Below are 23,833 nucleotides of genomic sequence, written 5' to 3'. Positions count from 1 at the left end.
TCGCTCATGAACAGCTCATCGGCATCCCCGCCGACATGAGCTTTAACCCCGGAAAATTCCAGCTCGCGCTGGCCCAAAAACGGGGAGCACGTCAAACTGGCGCTGACCTGCGTGGACTTCCGCTCCCGATCCAACGGGATAAGCGGTGCCGGCTGCGCCATCTCTCGGGATATCGTTGGTGGCCTTTTCGACCTGTTGGTTATGGTGATATTAGTTCACGCTAGGCCTGTCAGCGTGCAGCAATCCAGAGCTCTAGAGGAATTCGACATGACATCGGAACTTGGAAGTGTGGAAATAGGGGACCTCACTGTCACGTTCAGAAAGGGAGATTCTGGAGGCACGCACTATTATGGCCGAGGCCATTTTGAAGAGTTTCATAGCTCGTTCTATTCAGTTCTCCGTAACACTATTGACCCAAAAGTTTGCATCGATGTCGGTGCAAATTACGGCTACACTGGAATGTTAATGCGACGCGCTTTTCCATCATGCAGGTTGATACTCGTAGAACCCATCCCATGGCTCGCGGAGTTCGTTGCTGATAATTTTGCCTCTAATGGTATACACTTTGATCATTTTTACTCCGCAATCGTTTCGAACAGTCCGTCGGTCAAAAAGTCAGCATTCGGCGTTAACGAGAAATCTTCTCAAGACAGTCGCGTTATTGCGCAGCCCGGCTGGTCGATCGTTCAAACTGACGTCCTTACACTGGACATGTTGACGAAGGACGTTAAAGCAAACGAAGGAGTTTACATCAAGATCGACACTCAGGGATGGGAAGAGAGAGTATTTGCTGGCGGCCGCGAATTCCTCTCTACGCATAAAAACTGGTTCATAAAGACGGAATTTGCGCCCTATTGGATGGACAGCCAGTCTACTGACCCAGTCGAATTCCTACAGGCCTTGACGGCCCGTTATGCTGTATATGAGAGCCCTGGTAGGCAGCGCTGGAATTGCTTGACGTTAAGTGATCTAATCGGAGCCCCGTTGACCCCGGGATGCGAAGAAGAATTTGTCTCCTATGTTCGCAAGCTTGCAATGAACGAAAAGGGATGGGTTGACCTGTACGTTTTGCCACCACCAAAGCTGGGGCAGTTTGCTGAGGGGTAATCCCCCCGCTAAACGGGGAGGATTGCCATGAGGTTTACTTCACGTATCCGAGCGCATAGGTCAGGCCGAATGACACATATTCGAATTGAATTCCAGTCTTCGCCTTAAATTCCATGAATGCCTTATATTCATGGTCCTTGAACCCGCGATATCCGATCAATTCATCGAACACGATCCAAGTGCCGGATTTGACGAGAGAGCCAAGCACATCGAAGATGGTCTTGGTTGAGGAGTAAAGATCGCAGTCAACGCGGAGCAATGAGATCGGACTCGTTTTGTTTTCTTCGAACCATCCGGGAAGCGTATCTTCGAACCATCCTTTGTAGAGGCGGACGTTTGCCGGCATATTAGGGAGGACCCCCTTCACCTCCCCGAAGCTTCCCTTCAATGACCCTGCCCAATCCTCTGGCAGACCCTCAAATGAATCGAACCCATGAATGCTACGATCCGGGAATATTCCGGCAAGCGTTCTGGTGCTGCTCCCCTTATAAACACCTAAGTCGAGAATAGACCCGTTCAGGCGCGTGATCTCGTCACGGCGAGACTGAATCACCGACATCTGGTTTTGGATGAACTGTGCCTGAGGCATTTCCTTGTCGACAAAGTCGTATGTCTCGACTGCTGCGCGGCGATTCTTTTCCTCCAACATCGCCACAAAGCGATGATTTCGGCTGTAGAAATTTTGCAACTCAGCGTTCAACGGCCCAGACGAAAGATCTCTCACGAGGCTCTTAACATCTATCCTGACGCCTCCTTCAGCCTGTGTTTTCTGAAGCTCGTCAGCGACCACTTTGACTGACTTGCGAAGGAACGATTCTACCTGTGGCCACCTTTCTTCGTCCAAAATCTGAGACAATACATCTTGAATAGAGGAGGTCGACCTTTGGATGAAGCTCACAATAAGACCCTTTCGATCACGCTGAGAAATCTATCAGCGCTCGTAATTCGCACAACGTGTAAAAAGTGTCTAGGTTGCGCAACCTGCTTGACCTCTTCAAACCTCAGCATGAAATTTAAAGTCGCCGACGAACTGTTATTTACCATTGAAGTGCCGTGACCGGGATCAGACCGCTAGCGCCTCCGCCCAGCAACCTGCCGCCTGCATCACTGCCTTGGTCGAAGGTAAGAGTGGTAAGGGCGACGTGCCGCTGGCCTTTGTTGTTGAGAAATGACTTTCTGCGGAGATGACCGCAGTCAGCGTTTTCTCATCGGAGGAAACCTGAACCCTTAGGCAGGCGTGTTTGCCGACGTTGCCTGTCCAGGCATTCCTATGTTCGAACCAGTGCCTGATACGAGCCTGTTAAAGTAGGGTACGCAGAGACCAAATTCTTCTGACCGTGCCCTCTTTCTAAAAAGAAATGGTCCCCAGGCGGCGGCTTCAGTTCGTCCAAAAGGGTCTGTGCGTAAAACAGCTCCCCACGTTTTGCTCGCCGATATGTCTCTTGAGCTGCGGCCAAGCCCTTGCTGATGGAGATATCTAACTCGTCCGCCCTAACCGCAAACGTCAGCCCTGCCGATTGCTCCACCACCTCCGCGACAATACCCGTCGGGTCGTGCAAAATTCTGATCGGGAGCCGGTACCATGGCGAGGGTACAAGTCTGGCAGCGTCAAAATAAAAGATGTCGATCTTCCCGAACGGCAAGAAGTGCGATACACAGTGCGGCGTGTTCGGAAGCCTTTCGTTGAAGAGGAAGCCGGGCCACTGCGCTGGAATTTCGCGTCGCTTCTCTACGAACTGTGAATGCTGCTCCGATGCCACCACAATGCGCAGGTCAATATCGGAATAGGCGTCGGCGCTTTCAGCGGCGACTGAGCCTCCAAGGAAAATCCCCAGGACGCTCACGTCGCTCTTGAACCAGCCAACCGCCATCGTAAGCAGCCCTTCCCTCGCCCTTTCCAGATCATCCTGTGTGATTGGTGTTCCCATGCATGAAGATTAGCTGGGCTCACAGCTTCGGCAAAGTCCCTGGACCACAAGCTACGTGGAGCAGCTTGCTCGACAATCGACGCGACAAAATCCGACTTGCCTCCCGTATAGGATTTCCAGTCACCGTTCGCCTCCGCAGCCAACCAGTCTTTTAGTTACTCCGGGACACCATTCGGAAAAATCGCCCGCACGTCGGAAGAGCGGTAGGTTTTTGAACCACACTCCTCGGCAAAGGCAAGATATCCCTTGAAAAACTTGGTCCTGAGCAGCAAGAACTCGCGAGTGTTCTTCATCAAATTATTCTGTTCGGCAACCGACCTTTCGATCTCGTCCAACTGCCTGTCCAAATCATCTTTCGGGGCGCTTTTTTCACGCTGCTGCTTGTTGATGACACTGGATGATTCTTCGACAGCCAAGGTCGCACGCTTCACACCCAGATGCAGGCGCTGCCTTTCCACCGCAGCGTATCTATTGAAGCAGGCCAGCAGCTCTTCCGAGGTAAGAACCGGCGACCGACCGTCAGCAAACTCAGATGGCACGCCAAACGGAAGCAGATCTTTCGAGAGGGAGAAGCGATCCGAGTTTAGGTCTGTGGAAAGTAAGGCAAAAATCAAAAGCGGGCCAAGCAAGCGTTCACCCCAAAGTTTCGAACCGGCAACCGTGGATTCATCTGCTGACCTTTACACCCTTTCCGCCAATATGTGATGCTAGCTTGATGACGAGATCGCCTGAGATATCACTGCCCGAAAAACTACGGGAAAATGGCCGCTTGCGCGGAAATGAGTGGGCTTGGCCAGTTTGTGACATCCCTGCCGTTATCGAAGCAGCGCGGCTCGCTGGACTGGTGAGCATTGGTGGGCAATTGCAGTTCCGATTCCCTGAGGCTATATGTGAGCTTTATTGGATTGAGGTCGATACCTTCCCTTTCGTTTCATCTGCCCTCTCATGGCGTGAACGGGTCGAGCAAACAGCAGCGGTCGCATTGACGCAGTTTCGAGCGCTGCAGAAGGACTGCGATTTCGTTGGTGAAGGCCAGTCCAGCTTCGGCCAGCACCTGAATTCGTACAAAGCCAGCGGCGGCGATCCACGCGACGCAATGTGTTTCGTTGGTATCTTGAGACTACCGCAGATTCGGAGCAGGTCTAGTCCCACGCTTCATACTTAGATGCATGTGGGGGCAGCTTGGGGTCAGGTGTGGCGGGATATTTTTCGCATAGAGGTTAACTATGGAAACCCGTTTTCTGGAAGCACTATGACAACGACCTACGATGATCTGGGTTCACTCGATGATTGGCTTCTAAAGCAGGCGATAGAACAGGCCAAAGACGGGATTTCCATAGAAGATCAGCTCATACCGGTGACGGTTATTCGCCTCGGCCAGCCTCATGTATATCTCTACGCCACAGTTATCTTCGACGGTGAGGTTGCAAACGGCGGCCTCCAGCAGTTCTTCGATAATTCCTCCGGTGCTCTGGCTCCGACTGTTCGTGACGCCCTGCAGGAAATGCTCTTGCCCGAATACGCGGATATCATCGGGCAGATCATCGAGGGATTCGGGGCGCAATTTCCTCGCATTCAAATTGATCGGATGGATCAAATCCACAACGATCCAAGGCTCCAGATCATGCTGGACAACGGCTACGTCTCCATCGACGTTTGGAGCAAAGAATACATCTTCGCGCGCGAAACTTATGCGAGGAAGAACCGCTTATTGAAGTGATTTGCTCACCGGTATGTCGAAGCCCCATTGCAGCCCCAGGCAGGGATCGGTCCCAGGCCGGGCTAGACACGCCTCACGCCTCAACCATACGTCTAAGAAACCCAGGAGAAGGAAGGTTCGTCTGGTGAAATGACGTCGAGGCAGTTTCCTCCGGTGACAAATCGATAATGTGTCGATCCTGGCCGCACGACTGCGAGAACCTCGCGCTGCGCTGCCCAGAATGGGCTCCCTGTTGATTGCCACTGAGAACTGACCCGGCGTGGCCTGATATTTCCATTGAGAATTGACCCATGTTCCAACCTTCCCTCGCATGTTTTCAGCGGGGGCTATGGAGTGATCGACATGGCGTTATTGAGCGTGATCCGACGCTGGCATTTTCGAGAGCATCTATCGATCCGGGAGATTTGCCGAAGGACCGGCCTGTCCCGGAATACGATCCGCAAATATCTGCGACTGGACGGCGTGGAGCCGAAGTTCAAGGTTCCGGAGCGGCCGAGCAAGCTTGATCCGTTTGCAGATCGGTTGTCGGCCTGGCTGAAGACCGAATCCAAGAAGAACCGCAAACAGAAGCGGACGATGAAGCAGTTGCATGCCGATCTGACGAGCCTCGGCTATGAGGGTTCCTATAATCGGGTGGCGGCATTTGCCCGGGAATGGCGTGATGATCGCCAGAGGGAATTGCAGACGACGGGTCGCGGGACATATGTGCCCCTGGCGTTTGACCCCGGCGAAGCCTTCCAGTTCGACTGGTCGGAAGACTGGGCCATCATCGGCAATGAGCGCACCAAGCTGCAGGTGGCGCACACGAAGCTGAGCTACAGCCGCGCCTTCATCGTGCGGGCCTATCTGCTGCAAACCCACGAGATGCTCTTCGACGCCCACAACCATGCATTCCGCGTGTTTGGAGGCATCCCTGGCCGTGGCATCTACGACAACATGCGCACCGCGATCGACAAGGTCGGCCGTGGCAAAGAGCGTGACGTCAACGTCCGTTTCCAGGCGATGGCCAGCCACTACCTGTTCGAACCTGAGTTCTGCAATCCGGCTTCTGGCTGGGAGAAGGGACAGGTCGAGAAGAACGTTCAGGACGCGCGTCATCGTCTGTGGCAGCCAACGCCGCGCTTTCCATCGCTGGATGCTCTGAACGACTGGCTCGAGCAGCGCTGCAAGGAGTTCTGGGCACAGACCCCGCACGGTCAAATGCATGGCTCCATTGCCGACATCTGGGCGGAGGAAGCACCTGCGCTCATGCCCATTACCCGGCCGTTCGATGGGTTTGTCGAATACACCAAACGTGTCTCACCGACCTGCCTCGTGCATCTGGAGCGCAATCGCTACAGCGTCCCGGCGTCCTTCGCCAATCGGCCGGTAAGCCTCCGGGTTTACCCAGACCGTATTGTGGTCGCCGCAGAAGGACAGATCGTTTGCGAGCATCGTCGCGTTGTTGATCGCTCCCACGACCGGCCGGGCCAGACGATCTACGATTGACGGCATTATCTGGCGGTCGTGCAGCGCAAGCCAGGTGCGCTTCGCAATGGCGCACCGTTCGCCCAACTCCCCGATGCATTCCGGGCCTTGCAGCAACACCTGCTCAAGAAGCCGGGCGGCGACCGGGAGATGGTCGATATCCTGGCGCTCGTCCTTCAACAGGATGAACAGGCCGTCCTGTCGGCGGTCGATATGGCGCTGAAGTCCGGCGTTCCGACCAAGACGCATGTGCTGAACCTGCTGCATCGCCTTGTCGATGGCAAATCCTTCACGCCGCCGACCATCGATGCGCCGCAAGCCTTGACGCTCACCAATGAGCCCAAGGCGAATGTCGAACGTTACGATGCGCTGAGAAAGACGGAGGCCCGTCATGCGTCATAATCCAGCAAGTGGCGCTATCGTCATCATGCTGCGGCAACTGAAGATGCACGGCATGGCCCAGGCCGTTGGCGAGCTCACCGAACAAGGATCGCCGGCGTTCGAGGCCGCCATCCCGATCCTGTCACAGCTCCTAAAGGCGGAGACCGCGGAACGTGAAGTGCGATCGACGGCCTACCAGCTCAAGACAGCACGCTTTCCAGCCTATCGTGATCTGAATGGCTTCGACTTCACCAGCAGTGAGATCAACGAGGCGCTGGTCCGCCAGCTTCATCGCTGCGACTTCCTCGACGAGGCCAACAACATTGTCCTGGTCGGCGGTCCCGGCACGGGCAAGACGCATATCGCGACGGCCATCGGGGTCCAGGCCATCGAACATCATCACAAGCGGGTTCGGTTCTTCTCGACCGTGGAGTTGGTCAACGCCCTCGAGCAGGAGAAATCCCAAGGTCGTCCAGGCCAGATCGCCAACCGCCTGGCACACTCCGATCTCGTCATCCTCGACGAGCTCGGTTACCTGCCGTTCAGTGCTTCAGGCGGTGCGCTGCTGTTCCATCTGCTGAGTAAGCTCTACGAGCACACGAGCGTCATCATCACCACCAACCTGAGCTTCAGCGAGTGGGCCAGCGTGTTTGGTGATGCCAAGATGACTACAGCGCTGCTGGACCGGCTCACGCATCATTGCCACATCCTGGAAACCGGAAACGACAGCTTCCGCTTCAAGAACAGCTCAGCGCACGAGCCCAAAAAGACAAAGGAGAAAACGAGGAACTTGACCACGACCGCAGACCCGAAACATACCTAACAGGCGGGTCAATTCTCGGTGGAAACGCCGGGTCAGTTCTTAGTGGTAATCAACATCAATCAATTCAAGCTGGTCGGAGTGGAGTGATTCGAACACTCGACCCCCACGTCCCGAACGTGGTGCGCTACCAGACTGCGCTACACTCCGTGACCAGCGGGGGTTTCTATAGACCAGCATTTTTCTTTCCACAAGCGTCGTCGCGTAAAAATGACGACGGAATTATTACTCGTTTTGGAGCCTTGAGGTGAAAAACAAAGCGTTGCAAAAAAGCGGCGCCCTCAAATTATGATGTCCATAGTGCGGAGGGGAGCCTCCGGTGCTCTCCCTGCCTTATCACAGAATCTGTTACGTGCGATTCGCAGGCGCATTCCACCGGGCGCTGGAGAATAATAAGGACTTTGGAACCATGAGCCGTCGCATCATCATCTGCACCGCACTTATTGCCTTGGGGCAGGCTGGCTGCACCACCGCCAGCGTCGGTGGCAATCCGATTAACGCGCGCTGGGTCGGACATTCGGCTGGCGAGTTTTTCGCGAAATTCAGCCCGCCGATCAGCGACAGTGGTGAAGGCTCCTCCACCGTTTACAACTGGCGTGGTGGCTATAACCGCATCAAACAGCAGAACGGTCGTGTCGCTAGCGTCAGTTGCTCCGCAAAGATCAGCGTCTCAGACAACTACATCATTCGCGAAATCACGATCGTTTCTGATCGCCCCGGCACCAACGGACCGAGCTACTGCACGGAATTGCTGACGGCGAAGTAATGAGAGCCCAGGCGGAGCGGTGAAACCTCATTCAAAGGATTATCTGCGGAGAAAGATGCCGACAATTTCATGGCTTAGGGAAGTGCCCGCACCCTCCTTAAACTCACTCCGGCACCGGACTAAGTTGGATCATCATCAGTTGCGTAAAATGCCGATAGGGATAAAAATACCGCCGATGCTGATGGCTCGATCATGCTCCATGACTGCAACACCTGGAGCCACATTGTGTTAAACACCTGAACTAGGATCAGAAAGACAAGCTGCCGGTCTTCCTTCAAAACGTTGGACCACAAAATGTCGCCGACACGTCACTTTTGCAGACTTTACATCCTGGCCGAGGACGAAATGACACGGTGTCTCCAAGTGGCTTGCAGACGTGATTCAGCAAAAAGAAACTCCACTCACAATCTCAGCCGCGGCCATATTCCGAGTAGTCTCAATCGATGATGCTGAACGAGTTAAAGTCCAAACTCCATCTAAAGCTTGCCCAAGTCGTCCCAAAGGGCAAGACAAAGGAAAAGACGCCAGCCACTTTCAAACCTCGATCGATCATCGTTTTCCGAAAAAACGCCAACCCGACCTTCGCCTACTATCTCGAGGACCGGCTTACGTATTATTCCAGGCGAATACCCGTGATTGTCCGGTGCATTGACCACGACAATCTGGACGACATCGACCCCGCCGGCGCATTCGTCATTATCTGTCGCTATCTGCGTGCAAAGCATGTGAACTGGCTGAACCAGAATCAAAGCGACCTATGTGGAATTGGGATGCTCGTCGACGACGACATCCCAGCCGTAATCACAGGGGTCGAAGCCACGTTTCCATATAGGTTTTCTCTAGTCCGCTGGCATGTGGCGCCAATGGTTAGGCTCCGCGGCAAGCTTGACATAATATGGGCATCGACACCGCCGCTTGCTGCGCGACTGGCCGCCGACAACCAAGCAGTAAGGCTTCTACCTCCGCTGCCGCGCCGGGAGGATATCGGAGAAGTCCTAGTACGTCCACCATCCGATGGTGGGATAACGATGGGCTACTATGCAACAGGAATTCATATCAAGGAACATGCTTTTCTGGCGTCGTTCATCCCAGAGCTCTTAGCTCAGTATCCGCACGTCACGTTCGAAGTGGCGGCGGACCGACGAGTAAGACACCTGTGGGAACGACTTGCTGCGACTACCCCTCAGATCCGCTTCGCTTCCGTCGTGCCGTGGACGCAATTCTCGCAACGAACTGACTATGGCCGTTTGGACATCGCCCTGGTGCCACTGCTCGCTGGCTTGGTCAATGATGCAAGGGCTGACACGAAGCGGATGGACGTGTGCCGGCAGGGCGCTGCAGCGGTTTTTTCCAATGTTACCGCCTATGAGCGCAACCGACACCAAGATGAACTTCTGGTTGAGAATACACCTCAGTCATGGCGCCTCGCCATCGAAACTCTGATTAATTCGGACACAACCCGAGAAAAAGCGCGACTTGCCACCAGAGCCGCCCTTGTCAAACTCCGTTCCGAAGCGGATTTTACCATCCCCGGTCTCGTCGCATCGGCCGAGGCGTGGTAAGGAAACAGCAGTCGTCCTGCCTTTTTTGCTAGGCGTTTAGCCATTCACGGCAGCGATGGGCCACGCGCTGCCAGATCTTCTGGAAAAGCTTCCAGCACGAAGTCTTCGGCAATTTTGGAAAGATTGGGATTGTGGAAAGGGTCGTTTTTCAAAGACGTACCCCAACGCTGGAACATCACCGCTTCTTCACGTGCAAAACGTCGCAGTTTGACATCAGTGTCATCTTTGCCTCGCGAAACAGACTCGCGGTGCCAAAGCTTTGCAAAGGGCGTCCAAATGATACGCCTCCTCATCCGGCGCAATTTCAAGCAATAATCGACGTCATTGAAAGCTACCGTAAGATGCTCTTCGTCCATGCCTCCCACTGCCTGCCAAAGTGATCTAGTGGTCAGCATGCAGGCTCCTGTCACAGCCGAAACATCACGCCGCTCACGGAGAAGCCCACGATCTTCTCCTCCTTCGGGATGGATGAAACTGAAACTGTGCCGCGCAATCGATCCAGCTCCAAGTGTTACACCTGCATGCTGGACGAAACCATCAGGGTAAAGCAGATAAGCACCGACAGCGCCCACCGTTTCGTCGCTCAACTCCCAAGCCATCTGCACTAGCCAATCGGGAGAAATGGGGTCCACGTCATTGTTTAGCAGCAAGATGAGGTCATGTCGGGCGGCGGCAACTCCTACGTTGCATGCGCGAGCAAAATTGAACTCGCCTGGCATGTTAATCACTCGCGCCCGACCCTCTGTCTGCAATTCGCGAAGATAGGCAAGGGTAGCTGGTTCACGGCTGTCATTATCGATGATGATGATATCAAGTTCAGCGCCCTTTGTTCGGTCCCGCAAACCCTCCATGCATGCCGACAAAAGATCAAGACGGTCGCGACTAGGAATGATGATCGTGACTTTCGGACGCCAATTCTCGCTAATTGCGGGACGTTCCGGACCATTTGTGCGAATTCTCGTTATCGTCCGAGAAAGCAGGACTTTCGGCACGTGAAGGACAGAGCGGGCAAAAGGTTCAGCAACCGATAAGATTACATCCTTCACAAGAGCATTCGAGATATCGATCTCGTGCGGAATAGACGACAAACGAATTAGAGCTGCGTCAAGCGGCAGCCAGCCGGATTTAGCGAGAAGCGGGCTCCAGGCCGGCTTGAAAAAAGGACTGTGGCGCCTGCCTCCGAAACCTAGGCGATCTTCATCCGGATAGACGACCGAGACCTCGGGCGAGGAGAATGGTTTTACCAATTCTTCTAGTGCCTCTTCGGCGAGCACGGCGCCGGCAGGTAAAGGCAGCCACAGGAATTCGTGGCTGGCCCCGCTCGACCGAAACAAAGGCAGATCCCCTCTCTCGACCTTACGCCAATTTCGAAATGCCTGGCGCGCGAGAGAATTCTCAGTCACCGCAGTTTGGACATTTGACGCCATTTCCAGCGTGATAAGAACGATAACATTTCCTGTCGGTTTCGCATCTCCAAATGTCGATACGCTCTTCAAATGCCGATCCAGCCAAAGACGATATGGCAAGGCATTTAGCTCCTCGGCGAGGCGCGCGAACCGAAATGAGACGCCCCTTCGGTTACCAATTAGGAACAGCTTTCCGATTCCCACAAATTTCCGGGGATTCTTTGCTAGCGCCCTGATGATCAGCTCCAGCAAGGAGGCACGCCTTACAGACATAATTGAAAGGTCAACCGGCGCCAGAGTCTTTTGGTCGGCACCGTAGATCTGCACCGTCATGGCGGCCTTAGGAACCCAGCAATAAAGAGTCGCTTGTCCGTTCGCATCAATCATCGGAGATCGGAAGACGAGCGAAGGATCTCGATCTTGCCGAAAGAAAGCTATTCGCACGTTGTTCGGCCAAGAAGCGCTTTGGTTGGAGATCGTTACTCGGATAAGTTCGCCCCTCAAGTGGGTGACCGGCACCGAGAGCACCCGAGGCTCTTTTCCCAACCTTTGTCCGCGATTGGAACCGCTAACAGCCAAAAACCTTGCTATGAACTTCATTGACCCGCAACGATTCTGTTCTGGGTTGCCCATGTCCAACTAAGATCGCATCCCGTCATTCACGCATGCGCAATCTAGGTCAACCGCAATCACAATGAGTCTCAGTCCAATTTCTGGCGAGTAAGTATAACGGCACCGCATGCGGCGCCACAAACGGCCAAACATGCAAGCAAGGTCAGAAAAAGAGACAGTGCAACCCTTGGATACTTGTTCGTATCGGGCACGGTCGGCTCGGTAAAATTGTCAACATAAACCAACTGAAGCGAACTTACCAATTTGACCTTTTCAAGGTCGGTGATTGCAGATTTCAATCTACCCTCCGCCATAGACAAATCTAATTTCAATTTGTCAAACATTGCGGAGTATTGGGCAAGGTTCCCATCTCCTTCCGTGGTCTGGCCCGCGGACTGAGCCCGCAACTGCCTCGCCTGCTCCTCCTGCGCGGCAATGCGCCTATCCAAATCGGCCATCTGCGGCGCATTCTTCCCGACGCTCTTGCTCAAAGCCAATCGGCGGCTCTTTAAGTCCGCTATACTCGCCTCGATGGTCGTCAGGACATCCTCGATCCGTTTCGCGGAGAGATCGATATCGAAAACGCCTGTCTGATTTTGTGTCTCCTGTATCTTGCCGCGAAGGTCAGCAACCTCCTTCGTTGCACGTTCAACATCCTCCTGCGTTGCAGAACGAAGGTCATCCCACATTCCCGAACTAAGTTTGTTGACTTGCGCTTCGGCGAGATGAAGTACAAGCTTCACCATTTCATTCGCCTCGTTCGGCGTATAAGCTGTCACTTCTAGTTCGACAATGCCACTTTTGGTATTGACGGACACAGATGCATGTCTCTTCCAGTATTCGAGCATTTCCTCCTGAGTAGCGTCGACCCGCAGGCGAGAAAAGAAATCGATATCTGATCGCCCATACAAGTTTTGAAGGTCAACTTGCCGCTGCATATCCTGAATGATCGCTGGGCTTTCGAGGTAATTTAGCAGGATGGCCGTATCCTGTACGATCTTCTCCTTTGGTTCGATCGTGTCGCTGGAGTACCTATCACGCGAAAGAAATGGCGTGGATGATCGTACGATGAACCGTACTTCCGAAGCATAGCCAGGACTGGCCATGAAAGTGTAATAGCAAATGCTACCAGCCATGGGCAGGACGAACGTCAAGCCGATCAGTAACATTATTAGGTAGGAAAAGACGCGATCTCGCGTCCTCGGCGACAATCCGGCGAGGCGATAGAGATTGCGGCGGCTTCTGTTCTCAAACGTAAGAGCACGCGCATAGGAGCTTAGCGCCGACGCCAGTTTTTGGCTCCGACCGGTAACAGTCAGAGGCGCGGCTTGAATCGACAGAATTTCGTCTTTATTTGTTTTCTTCGACAAGAGCTTTCCGCCTATCCCTTATCGGTTGAGACGCATGTAGGTTGCAATACCATCTTCCACGTTATCAAATTGGACCATTTGTCCATCGATTAGAACGATAGCAACATCGCAGTAGTTCTTAATAGTCTGCATATCATGCGAGATCATAATGACATCCGATTTCTGACGTCTTGCACGAAACGCCTCCCGGCAACGGCGCTGAAAATTCGAATCACCGACAGCGGTAATTTCATCGACCAAATAGCAATCGAATTCGATCGCCATCGAGAGACCAAACGCAAACCGTGCCGCCATCCCCGATGAGTATGTTCTAAGGGGTTCGTTGATGTAACTGCCAATCTCGGCAAATTCCGCCACGAAGCGAAGGACGCGATTGAAGTCCTCACCATAGGCGCGTGCGACAAATTTGAGATTTTCCTTGCCGCTCAGTAAAGGATTCAAGCCGCTGGAGAATCCAAGCGGCCATGAAACGCGCACCTGTCTGCGCACGCGCCCCTTGTTGGGAAGTTCCGCCCCCGAGATCAACCGCATGGTGGTGGACTTGCCCGCTCCATTTACACCGAGCAGGCCATAAGAACGCCCCGCCGTAAAATGCACCGATTGATTTCGAAGGATGTATCTCCGATGTGCGGCGGTCTTGTAAAACTTTGTGACGTTTTCGAGTGCGATCACCTCTACACCCTATGATCTTCAATAGACATCCAGACCAGCGTCGCCGTCATCCAGAGCGTTAACAGACCCGCCGTGAGAATAATCCAACTGGAAAGACGGTCCGGATATTCCGATTCCTCCGGCATGTGCGGATCGGAAAAAGTAGAAATAAAGGTGGTTCGCTTCAGGGCCGTGGATTTGGCGGTGTCAAGATTGCGGACATTGGCTTCATAAATCGCCTGCGTCACAATCCGCCGGGTTTCGAGACGCGAGAATTCAGTAAGGCTCGCCGATAGTTGTGTTCCGTCGACTGCATCCTGGCCTGCTATGCTGTTTTGGCGCAGTTGAATTTGGTCATCGATAGCTTGAATCGAACGCCGCAGTTCCCGACCGCGCGCTGTATCATCTGCATTGGCAGCCTCCAGAGACTTCAGGCTGATCGTCAGCTGCAGCTTTTCTTCCATTAATTTCCCGATGACAGCGCTCAGCATCTTGGCAGACGAAAGCGGATCTAAAATGCCGGTCTTATTCTGGTAGTCACGCAATTCATCGAGCGCAACACGATATTCCTCCAGACTGGAATTAACTTCGCCTTCCACGCGGGTCACAAGATCCTTTTTCGCCCGCTCGGAAATCTTGTCGATCATCTCATCACTTGCAGCCAAGGCAGCTTTCGATATTGCGACTGAATCCTCTGGAGAAAATGCGCGCAGGGTGAAGATAATGATCCCTGAAGGGCCGTCTACATAGGTATCGACATGCCGAATCCAGTACCGATAAAGTTCTTCAAATTGCGCATCGGTCGAAAGACGCGATAACCAGTCGATATCCTCCCTTAAGAAAAAGCTCCGCAGTCCGATCTGCGTATCAAGTTTGCGGACAATCTCGGGAGACTTGAGATAGTTTGCGACAACATACGCATCTTGCGTCAGAGAATCTCCGCCGACCATCGACCGCCCCTCGCGTTTTTCGGAGCTGTCAAACCTGTCACTCACACCGATCGTCCGAACGATCATCCTTGTTTCGGCCACATATTGGTCGCTTGCGATCAGAAAATAGTAAGCGGCAGACGCAATACCGGGAAGCAGAACAAACGCTAATAGCGTATTCCTCTTCGTGAAGAACAAACTGAAAAGCCGGGAAAACAAACCTTTGTCGGAAAGGCTTTCTAGCTCGGATGACTTCTCCCGAGAATCGTAGCCAATTTCAAGGCTCATTCATCTTCCCCGCCCAAACCCAAGGTCTCACTCTATTTTCCGATCTAGGTACGCCCGTCGGCAGATTTGACCATCTGTCCCCCTGTACCATTAACTACTTGCGCTTGCCCCAGCCATATGTCTTCCAATTCCAATGGACCCGGCCTCCTGCTTATATCCCTTTGGGTATGGCATAACCATGGCACGCGTAAACTTTGGCGACAGCTCAAAGATAGATTTTGATCATCGCGCCACGTGGCCCACGATCTCCGACCGGTTTCAATGTTAAGACTTGAAAAGCTTCTGATCGAGAGACAGCCGTGAGGATAAGAACCGAGGCAGTCGATTGTGATGTGCACCGAGGTAATGACCTGCAACCAGTGCTGTACGCTGCCCGGCCCTCTCGAACCGATGACGAAGCGTAACCCTTCCGTACTGATCATCCAAACGCTGCCGGAAGGCCTGCAAGGAGAACTTCCCGGCAGCAATAACCGTCCGGCGCATACTGGGCGACAGTTTATACCCAAAATACTTGGAAAAGTTGCGCGATTCATCAAAAGCTCGGCGCAGCTGCTCTACGAACCCATAATCATGGGAATGATAGACTACGGCATTCGGAGCATAAGCTTTGTGATATCCCGCCTCGATGATCATCGAAGCCCATATCTGGTCTTCAGCAAACTCAACGTCCGGATAAGGGATTTTCTCCCACACGGATTTTCGCAAAAGCGAGTTATTGTCAGAATAGAAGTGCAGTAGCTGCCGCCAGCCCTGGTCCCTCTCGTATCTGGCTGAATCGAGATCACGGGAAACCACCAGGCGGTGCGCTAGGAAGCCGTCGAAATGGCGATCCAAATCGTTCTTCGTAAAGGGTGATGCCGTAGAATAGGCTATGTGCCGACCGAAAACGCCGGCGATCTTCGTATCCTGCTCCGCAGCAGCTACAAGGGCGGCGAGCCATGTTGCATCGACGGGCTCCGCATCGTGCGTAAGAAAAGCAACGAAGTCGGCATTGGCCAGTTGGACGCCCAGGTTGCGGGTCTTGCCATGACCGAATTCATGCGGTGCAATTTCCAAATAGCGTATCCGATCCAGGCTTCGCAAATATTCCTTGGTGCCGTCTGTGGAACCGGAGTCAATCGCTATGACCTCATACGACCAAGGCACGCGCTGAGCCAACACCTTATCCAGCACTTTCGGTAGCACGCGCATGGCATTCTTGGTCGGAATGACCACTGCGCAACGATGCCTTACCACTGCCTATCCCCCCTCTCGACCGCCTGTTGCACCCGCTCCCGGATCGCTGCCTCTATCATGCGGGCCGATTTCTCCCAGGAATAGCCGCTCACGTGCGACAACCCTTCTTGTCGGAGACGATCACGCTCCTGACAATTCTTCAGTAGCCGTTCCATCGTATCTGCAATCCCCTGGGGTGTGGGTTTCGCGAAAGCCATCGTGTCTTCCGGAAAGATCGTCCGCACCGTGTCGAGATCTAGATCGATCACCGGTAGACCACAGGCCATCATTTCCTTGTTGACCAGCGAATGATTGGTTACGGAGAAGACCACGCCAATCGTGGCCTCGCGATAGAGCTGTGCAAGTTCCTCACCGTTCAAAATACCGCGGTCACGATATGGAAAGGCGAGGTCGAGGTTGCCGAGGTTCCAACCGAAGAAATCGACTTCGAATTCCACGCCGCGCTTGTGCAGGATTTCTAGTGCCATAAATGCAAGCTCAACCGCCCGGCGAGGCGTCACATAACGCGCATAAAGAGCGATCCGTGCCGGGTGACGTTTATGATGCGCCGAACCCAAATTATATACCTTCGCGTCGTAGGCAAGCGGCCACGACATAGACCACCGACCGAAATCTTTCGACATGCGCTTGTGCAGCCAGTCGCCGGCGCAGAGGCAATCGAAATCGAAATGATAGGTAGCCTCGGTCAACAACGCCTCAGTGCCGGCCGGATAGAAGGCCGGCTCGAAATCCTGAACGAAGTAGAACTTGCGTATGAAGCGTTCCATGGCATTGACCGGATAACAGGTAAAACGATCGGTTGCGATCAGCGCATCGCCAGAAGCATCAGGCGTAAGGCCCTCAAATAGCTCGACGGTTCCCGAAAATGACTGAAAGTGCTTATTGATGCTTTGCTTCGCCTCGGCGCTGGTCTTGTGAACTCTTGGATTTTGAATCAGAAAACTCACGTCGTGGCCGAACTTTTCTAGATGACTTGCGATACGAAAAATCGTCATGTGCCCACCGGCTCCGGGCAGGAAATCCGGGATCACCCATGTGATACGGAGCCGGGACGGATTAATGCTATCTATCGGTGGACGACCACCCGAAGGCGCATAGTCTATGAAGCTCTTTAGATGGCTTATTTGGCGCTCGAACGCCGTTTTTCTCTTTCGATGCGGCGTCATAAGACGCCACAGGCGCCGCGCGATAGAATGCAATGACACTAACCGGCCTTCCTTCGTTCCAGCTGAAGCGGGGTTTCGAATCTTCAAAATGGATACGGCGTTTGTCCACCCAAAGATGCAAACAAGCACCTTTCGTGCAATACGTGGCGTAAGCATGTTTCGCAAGCGCCAGTGCCAAAGCTACAGGTCAACGGACGACAATACCTCTGACAGAGGAGGTTTTGATGAGCGAAAGGAAGACTGTCTTACGGAAGGCACTCTACGGTTCGCATATTGTTGATCATTTAGATAACGCCCGAAAGCACCTTTTCCCGTAAATATCGCCCATAGGCGCTTTTTCCGTACGCGTCCGCGAGCCTGGATAATGAAGAATGATCAATGAACCCTCTGGAGAATGCAATCTCCTCTGGACAGCAGATCTTGACGTCTTGGCGGCGCTCCAGGGTAGCTACAAATTCGGCAGCCTCAAGCAAACTGTCCGGCGTGCCTGTATCGAACCAGGCGTATCCTCTGCCAAGGATCTTCACATCGAGAAGCCCTCTTTCAAGATAAGCCTTGTTGACGTCAGTAATCTCCAGTTCACCTCGCTGCGACGGCTTGAGATTTGCGGCGATCTCGATCACGTTACGGTCATAAAAATAGAGGCCGGTGACAGCGTAGCTGGATCTTGGTGTAGCTGGTTTTTCCTCAATAGAAATAGCCTTCATGGCGGAATCGAACTCAACGACGCCATAGCGTTTCGGATCGGCGACATGATAGGCGAATATAGTGGCGCCCTGTAGCTTGGCGATTGCCAACTCGAACACCTCCGTAATGCCGTGGCCATAAAAGATGTTATCACCTAGGATAAGACAGGACGGTTCTTCCGCTACGAAATCCGCGGCAATGATATATGCCTGCGCCAAACCGCCCGGTTCCGGCTGGACGGCATAACTGAGCGAAATCCCCCATTGCGATCCATCTCCCAACAGGCGTTCAAACAGAGGCATGTCGATCGGTGTCGAGATGATCAAGATGTCACGAATGCCGGCTAACATCAGGGTCGACAACGGATAGTAGATCATCGGCTTGTCGTAGACGGGCATAAGCTGCTTCGATATCACCTTGGTCATCGGGTGAAGCCGCGTTCCGCTTCCGCCAGCGAGAATGATGCCTTTCATCCTTGTCCCTGCTCCTTGTATTGTTGTTGAGCAAGACGAGCTACGGTTTTCGCCGTGGATTTCCGCCAATCCGGAAGGCGAACATCGTGAATTTCCCCGAGCTTGCTGCATTCTAATTTTGAGTTGACTGGTCGTTTCGCCTGTGTCGGATATTGACTGGATGGGATGCGCGCTACATCCACCGTGGGCCTAGCGTGCAGTGCTGACTGCGCAAAAATTTCAACAGCGAAATCAGCCCAGCTGGCTTCGCCTGAGCCCGCCATGTGGAAGATCCCGCGAAGTTCAGAGGCATCGCTAGACAGTACATTGGCTGCAACTTTCAAAATCCCATCGGCGATATCGAGCGCTGAGGTGGGATTGCCTATTTGATCATCGACAACGTTCAGGCGGTCTCGGCCTTCCGCCAACCGCAGCATTGTTTTCAAAAAATTCTTCCCAAACGGGCTATAGACCCAAGCGGTGCGGAGTATCACATGGTTCGAAGTGGCTTCCGCAACGGCCTTTTCTCCTGCGAGCTTGGAGCGGCCATAGGCTCCAAGCGGAGCCACAGGATCCGATTCGATATAGGCGAGGGGTTTGCTTCCATCGAAGACGTAGTCTGTGGAAAGATGGATCACTGGAACATCGAGCTCGGTGGCCAGGGCTGCGATCTTTCCTGCCGCAACTCCGTTAACAACGGTTGCAGCGTCTTCCTCGGTCTCTGCCTGGTCCACAGCAGTATAGGCAGCAGCCGAGACGATGACGTCCGGGTGGACGTTGCGCAATATTGCTTCAATGCTGTCGGGAGCCGACAAATCCAGCTCCGGGCGGCCGATAGCGATGACCTCAAAGCGATCACTATACCGCCCACGCTCCAGCAAAGACTGGACGACCTGTCCATACCTGCCAGTCACCACCATCCGTGCCCGGCTGCCATTCATGCCACAGCCTGTTTGTTGGAAGCCAAAAGACCAAGACGATCGCCGCCATAATCCTTTCTTAAGGGCTGCCACCACCATTCATTTTCAAGATACCACCGCACCGTCTTCTCGATACCACTGTCAAAATTTTCCTGTGCCCTCCACCCAAGTTCTGTCTCCAGCTTGGTGGCGTCTATCGCATACCGAGCATCGTGCCCCGGCCGATCGGCGACATAGGTAATCAAGCGACTATGGGAGGTATCTCGCGGCCGCAACTGATCCATCAGTTCGCAGATTCGATTGACCACATCAATGTTGCGACGTTCGTTGCGGCCGCCAACATTGTAGGTTTCTCCGACCCTTCCTCGCTCGGCAATTGTATCGAGCGCCCGGGCATGATCCTCGACATAAAGCCAGTCCCGGATATTGGCGCCATTGCCGTAGACTGGCAGCGGCTTACCATCCATCGCGTTGAGGATCATCAGCGGGATGAGCTTTTCCGGGAAATGATAGGGGCCGTAATTGTTGGAGCAATTGGAGACCACGACCGGCAGGCCGTAGGTCCGCACCCAGGCCTTGGCCAGGTGGTCGGACGCCGCCTTGGAGGCCGAATACGGCGAACTCGGATCATAAGGGGTCTCTTCGGTGAAGAGCCCTCCGTCGCTGAGAGATCCATAAACCTCGTCCGTAGAGACATGCAGGAAGCGGAATGCATCCCTTTCGGCATCGTCTAGTGTCATCCAATACTGCCGGGCACATTCGAGCATATTGAACGTACCCAGGACATTCGTATCGATAAAATCCTTCGCACCCGTAATCGACCGATCCACATGGCTTTCGGCCGCCAGATGCATGATCCGATCAGGGTGGAAGCTAGAAATCGCCTCGGTAATTGCTGCACGGTCACCGATGTCGGCTTTCAGGAAACGATAGTTCGTCCGATTTCCTGTTGCCTTCAGTGAAGTCTCCGTACCAGCGTATGTCAGTTTGTCGACATTCAGAACCTCGTAGCCTTTCTCAAGGACGAGATATCTTACTACTGCCGACCCGATAAATCCGGCTCCACCTGTGACGATCACCCGCATGTTTTTGAGTATCTCCTCTGTATTATGAGCAGGTTAAAGCGCGGCGCGTTATTGTTCTTCAGGTACAAAGAAATTTGCCTGATGATCGGCTAGCGTTGGTTGTTTCCGGTCTTTTTCTGATAGAACAGCACGATCGGAGGATATTGGCCAGGTGATACCGATCGCCGGATCATTCCATAGCAGGCCACGGTCGTGTTGAGGGCTGTAGTAGTCAGTCACCTTGTAGCTGATAACGGTATCGGGTTTCAGGGTGCAAAAGCCGTGCGCAAAACCAGGCGGCACCCATAATTGGTGGGCGCTCTCTGCCGTCAGTTCGATTGCCACATATTGGCCGAAGGTTGGTGATCCGTTCCGAATATCGACAGCCACATCCAAAAGCGCGCCCGCTGTACATGAGACCAGTTTTCCCTGGGCTCTCGGATTGAGTTGGAAGTGCAACCCCCGCACAGTGCCGACTTCCGCTGAAAAAGATCGATTTTCCTGAACAAATGCATGGGATCCCACATTTGCGTCGAACAGATATTGCCGAAATGTCTCCATAAAGTAACCGCGAGCATCGCCAAACTTCTTTGGAGTAATCAAAACGACGTCCGGTATCTTCATACGCTCGAACAGCATGGGATCTCCATGGCTTGAAAATTATCGGTTGCGTATGAACCACACTGAAACCTCAAGTGCAACGCATAGGTTGGCTTTAATCTGGGAAATAGCTTCGCTTCTCCGGTGAAGAATATCTCCGACCCATTGCCCAGTCTCCTTAGCCTTCCGGCCAATGGTGAAGCCGTCCGATTGCCCTAAAGTACGAGGTGGGAGGCCTCACATGAAGATCGCGATCCTGTCCGACGTCCACGCCAACCGCGAGGCCTTTCAGGCGGTCCTGGCCGACTGCAGGTCACGCGGCGTGGATCGTTTTGTCATACTCGGTGACATTGTCGGTTACGGTCCTGATCCGGGCTGGTGTGTGGACAAGGCCACCGAGCTAGCCGAAGCAGGTGCCGTGATTGTCCGAGGCAATCACGACCAGGCGGTCGCGACGCCTTCGTCATCCATGAGCTCCACCGCAAGGACGGCAATCGACTGGACGAGGGATGCACTGAGTCCGGCGCAAAAGCTCTTCCTGGCGAAGTTGCCGCTTTCCGTCACAGAGGATCATCGGTTCTACGTCCATTCGGACGCCTCGGCGCCATCCCGGTTTCATTATGTGCGCAACGCCGAAGCCGCAGCGCTGCATTTTTCGCGCTGCGGAGCGCGCTTGAGCTTCTGCGGCCATGTGCACCGACCCGCTCTCTATTCTTTCGGTGCCGGCGGCAAGGTGACGTCCTTCACGCCGTCGAGCACCATGCCCATTCCGTTGCTGATGCAGCGGCGCTGGCTTGCGGTGATCGGTTCCGTCGGCCAGCCGCGGGACGGCGATCCCGCCGCAGGCTTTGCAATCCTCGATACCGATAGCGGCGAACTCTGTTTCTTGAAGGTCCCCTATGACGTCGAGGAAACCGCAGCCAAGATCCGCGCTGCCGGCCTGCCGGACAGCCTGGCAAGCCGGCTCTCGAAGGGGACCTGACCATGCCTTCAGCGACGCTCCAGCCCGGAAGCAGGATCCATGGCTTTACCATAGTCGAGGTGGCCCATCGCGGCGGCATGGCAAAGCTGTTTTCGGTATCCCATCCAGACTATGATTTCCCGCTTCTCATGAAGGTGCCGGTGGTCGGCGGCGGCGCAGACCCGGCCACGATCGTCGGTTTCGAGATGGAGCAGATGATCCTGCCGCGGCTTTCGGGCTCGCATGTGCCCCGGTTCGTGGCAAGCGGCGACTTCGATCAGCAACCCTATATCGTCTTCGAACGGCTGCCCGGACAATCGCTCTACCACCGGCTCGAGATGTTGCCGCTCGGCCAGGCGGAGGTGGCCGACCTCGGCGCACGGATCGCGACCGCGCTCGCAGATCTGCATCGTCAGGACGTCGTCCATCTCGATATCAAGCCCTCGAATGTCATGTTCCGCGAAACCGGCGAAGCCGTGCTGGTCGACTATGGCCTTGCCCGCCACCTGCACCTTCCGGATCTGATGGACGAGGAGTTCCGTCTGCCTTACGGCACCGCCCCCTATATGGCGCCTGAACAGATCCTCGGGGTCAGAAGCGATTGCCGCAGCGATATTTTCGCGCTCGGCGTGTTGATGTATTTCTTCGCGACGGGAACACGGCCGTTCGGCGATCCGCAGGGAATGAAGGGGCTAAAAAAACGGCTGTGGCGCGATCCGGCGCCGCCACGCGCGTTGCGGCCGGAAATTTCCAAGCCATTGCAGGAAGTGATTCTGCGCTGCCTGGAGGTCAACCCGGCGCGGCGTTATCCGGCAGCGGCGCAGCTCGCCATGGACCTCAAGGACCTCTCCAAGGTTGCGCTTACCGCGCGGGCGGAAAAAATCCGGCGGGACGGCTTGGCGGAAGCGCTGAAGCGCCGCTTTAACCCGGATCCGATCGAACTTCTGAAAGAAAAGACCGCCCGGGAGGCACAGGGAAAGGCGCCGATCGTCATGGCTGCGATCGATCTGACGGACAGTTCGGTCGATCTGGCCGAAGAGTTGCGGCTCACCCTGCAGCGGATCCTCGACAATACCCCGAACGCCCGAATCGCCTGCTTCAATGTTCTGAAGATCAACCGTATCGCCCTGGACAAGGAAGTCGATGAAACCGGAACGAACCTGCATGTCGCACGCCTCGTGCAACTGAAACATTGGGCAGAGCCGCTCAGGTCTCCCGAAAGCACGATCACCCACCACGTCATCGAGGCGGTTTCACCGGCCGACGCCATCCTCGAATTCGCACGGCAAAACCTCGTAGACCACATCGTAATGGGGGCGCGAGCGCATTCAACAATCCGCACCCTCCTTGGCAGCGTCTCTGGCGCTGTGGCGACCCACGCCCCCTGTACTGTGACGGTGGTAAGGCGCCGCAGCAAGAGAGGGGGATAGGCAGCTTCAAGAAATAACGCAATGTCATGATCTTCTGTGGCTACCGTTTTAGGCCGACCGGCATGCTATATCTCAGTGTGGGCCGTTCAATGTATCGGGAATGGCCAGTCGTCGCATGATGATCTACCGCCTCGTTTCCGATCCTCTTCATCAGGGTTTAGACACGTAGGCAACCGACATCATAGCCTTCACCTTCAACAGCCCCTGAAGCATTCAGGTCAACAACGAGACCGTTAAGATTCAACACGTTAATTCGGCACGTTCCGATCAGGTCGGTCTGGGCAGAAACGCAGGTCACGGTCGATGCAGA

The 23,833-nt window shown here is 54.3% G+C and carries 20 protein-coding genes, 1 tRNA gene and 1 pseudogene; 8 read left to right on the top strand and 14 right to left on the bottom strand.

Annotated features, from left to right (window positions below):
• Window positions 1–267 precede the first annotated feature (267 nt).
• Window positions 268–1,107: an FkbM family methyltransferase gene (locus tag EDE09_RS03450; protein WP_162712528.1), complete on the top strand. Its 840-nt coding sequence runs from the start codon at window positions 268–270 to the stop codon at window positions 1,105–1,107.
• A 34-nt stretch (window positions 1,108–1,141) separates the two neighbouring features.
• On the opposite strand, the gene EDE09_RS03445 is transcribed toward EDE09_RS03450, so the two are convergent.
• From EDE09_RS03445 to EDE09_RS03430, 3 genes are all read right to left on the bottom strand, one after another.
• Window positions 1,142–2,005 (bottom strand): TylF/MycF/NovP-related O-methyltransferase, encoded by an 864-nt coding sequence (locus tag EDE09_RS03445; protein ID WP_105375125.1) that lies wholly within the window; start codon window positions 2,003–2,005, stop codon window positions 1,142–1,144.
• A gap of 370 nt (window positions 2,006–2,375) precedes the next feature.
• Complete coding sequence (locus EDE09_RS03440) at window positions 2,376–2,978, bottom strand: nucleotidyltransferase domain-containing protein (RefSeq protein ID WP_132408886.1); 603 nt, start codon at window positions 2,976–2,978, stop codon at window positions 2,376–2,378.
• A 212-nt stretch (window positions 2,979–3,190) separates the two neighbouring features.
• Entirely contained in the window at window positions 3,191–3,664 is a 474-nt protein-coding gene (locus EDE09_RS03430) for a hypothetical protein (protein WP_112802531.1), read from the bottom strand.
• Window positions 3,665–4,287: 623 nt separating this feature from the next.
• On the opposite strand from EDE09_RS03430, the gene EDE09_RS03425 reads away from it, so the two are divergent.
• From EDE09_RS03425 to istB, 3 genes and pseudogenes are all read left to right on the top strand, one after another.
• On the top strand, window positions 4,288–4,755 hold the full coding sequence (locus EDE09_RS03425) for a DUF4375 domain-containing protein (RefSeq protein ID WP_165924103.1): 468 nt from the start codon (window positions 4,288–4,290) through the stop codon (window positions 4,753–4,755).
• A 342-nt stretch (window positions 4,756–5,097) separates the two neighbouring features.
• Window positions 5,098–6,624 (top strand): annotated as a pseudogene (gene istA / locus EDE09_RS03420) (IS21 family transposase).
• A complete protein-coding gene (gene istB, locus EDE09_RS03415) occupies window positions 6,614–7,426 on the top strand; it encodes an IS21-like element helper ATPase IstB (RefSeq protein ID WP_132408882.1) in 813 nt (270 codons plus the stop codon). The pseudogene istA and the gene istB overlap by 11 nt, the downstream one beginning before the upstream one ends.
• A 70-nt stretch (window positions 7,427–7,496) precedes the next feature.
• On the opposite strand, the gene EDE09_RS03410 is transcribed toward istB, so the two are convergent.
• A tRNA-Pro gene (locus tag EDE09_RS03410) sits at window positions 7,497–7,573 on the bottom strand.
• Window positions 7,574–7,832: 259 nt separating this feature from the next.
• On the opposite strand from EDE09_RS03410, the gene EDE09_RS03405 reads away from it, so the two are divergent.
• Both EDE09_RS03405 and EDE09_RS03400 read left to right on the top strand, forming a co-directional pair.
• Window positions 7,833–8,189 (top strand): hypothetical protein, encoded by a 357-nt coding sequence (locus tag EDE09_RS03405; RefSeq protein WP_105373187.1) that lies wholly within the window; start codon window positions 7,833–7,835, stop codon window positions 8,187–8,189.
• A gap of 443 nt (window positions 8,190–8,632) precedes the next feature.
• Entirely contained in the window at window positions 8,633–9,751 is a 1,119-nt protein-coding gene (locus EDE09_RS03400; RefSeq protein WP_105373188.1) for a hypothetical protein, read from the top strand.
• A gap of 44 nt (window positions 9,752–9,795) precedes the next feature.
• On the opposite strand, the gene EDE09_RS03395 is transcribed toward EDE09_RS03400, so the two are convergent.
• The 10 genes from EDE09_RS03395 to rfbC all read right to left on the bottom strand — a co-directional run bounded on the left by EDE09_RS03395 (window position 9,796) and on the right by rfbC (window position 21,171).
• Window positions 9,796–11,544: a glycosyltransferase gene (locus EDE09_RS03395; RefSeq protein WP_162712494.1), complete on the bottom strand. Its 1,749-nt coding sequence runs from the start codon at window positions 11,542–11,544 to the stop codon at window positions 9,796–9,798.
• A gap of 314 nt (window positions 11,545–11,858) precedes the next feature.
• Window positions 11,859–13,139, bottom strand: a complete 1,281-nt coding sequence (locus EDE09_RS03390) for a hypothetical protein (RefSeq protein WP_112801641.1) — start codon at window positions 13,137–13,139, stop codon at window positions 11,859–11,861.
• Window positions 13,140–13,157: 18 nt separating this feature from the next.
• Complete coding sequence (locus tag EDE09_RS03385; protein ID WP_105373191.1) at window positions 13,158–13,811, bottom strand: ATP-binding cassette domain-containing protein; 654 nt, start codon at window positions 13,809–13,811, stop codon at window positions 13,158–13,160.
• A 2-nt stretch (window positions 13,812–13,813) separates the two neighbouring features.
• On the bottom strand, window positions 13,814–15,007 hold the full coding sequence (locus EDE09_RS03380; RefSeq protein ID WP_132408880.1) for a hypothetical protein: 1,194 nt from the start codon (window positions 15,005–15,007) through the stop codon (window positions 13,814–13,816).
• A gap of 264 nt (window positions 15,008–15,271) precedes the next feature.
• Window positions 15,272–16,222: a glycosyltransferase family 2 protein gene (locus EDE09_RS03375; RefSeq protein WP_205839352.1), complete on the bottom strand. Its 951-nt coding sequence runs from the start codon at window positions 16,220–16,222 to the stop codon at window positions 15,272–15,274.
• Window positions 16,223–16,236: 14 nt separating this feature from the next.
• Entirely contained in the window at window positions 16,237–17,448 is a 1,212-nt protein-coding gene (locus tag EDE09_RS03370; RefSeq protein ID WP_165924102.1) for a glycosyltransferase family 4 protein, read from the bottom strand.
• A 245-nt stretch (window positions 17,449–17,693) separates the two neighbouring features.
• Entirely contained in the window at window positions 17,694–18,569 is an 876-nt protein-coding gene (rfbA, locus tag EDE09_RS03365) for a glucose-1-phosphate thymidylyltransferase RfbA (RefSeq protein ID WP_105373194.1), read from the bottom strand.
• Entirely contained in the window at window positions 18,566–19,489 is a 924-nt protein-coding gene (rfbD, locus tag EDE09_RS03360) for a dTDP-4-dehydrorhamnose reductase (protein ID WP_132408876.1), read from the bottom strand. The genes rfbA and rfbD overlap by 4 nt, the downstream gene beginning before the upstream one ends.
• Window positions 19,486–20,553, bottom strand: a complete 1,068-nt coding sequence (rfbB, locus tag EDE09_RS03355) for a dTDP-glucose 4,6-dehydratase (protein ID WP_105373196.1) — start codon at window positions 20,551–20,553, stop codon at window positions 19,486–19,488. Before rfbB ends, rfbD begins: the two co-directional genes overlap by 4 nt.
• 48 nt (window positions 20,554–20,601) lie before the next feature.
• Window positions 20,602–21,171, bottom strand: a complete 570-nt coding sequence (rfbC, locus tag EDE09_RS03350; protein WP_112801635.1) for a dTDP-4-dehydrorhamnose 3,5-epimerase — start codon at window positions 21,169–21,171, stop codon at window positions 20,602–20,604.
• A gap of 202 nt (window positions 21,172–21,373) precedes the next feature.
• Between rfbC and EDE09_RS03345 the strand changes: the two genes are divergently transcribed.
• Window positions 21,374–22,114 (top strand): metallophosphoesterase family protein, encoded by a 741-nt coding sequence (locus EDE09_RS03345; RefSeq protein ID WP_132408874.1) that lies wholly within the window; start codon window positions 21,374–21,376, stop codon window positions 22,112–22,114.
• 2 nt (window positions 22,115–22,116) lie between these two features.
• Window positions 22,117–23,523: a bifunctional serine/threonine-protein kinase/universal stress protein gene (locus EDE09_RS03340; RefSeq protein ID WP_132408872.1), complete on the top strand. Its 1,407-nt coding sequence runs from the start codon at window positions 22,117–22,119 to the stop codon at window positions 23,521–23,523.
• Window positions 23,524–23,833: the final 310 nt, after the last annotated feature.

It is taken from the genome of Neorhizobium sp. S3-V5DH, from assembly GCF_004343065.1.
In the GTDB taxonomy this organism is placed as follows: domain Bacteria; phylum Pseudomonadota; class Alphaproteobacteria; order Rhizobiales; family Rhizobiaceae; genus Neorhizobium; species Neorhizobium huautlense.
This window is presented reverse-complemented; position numbering and strand designations above follow the sequence as displayed.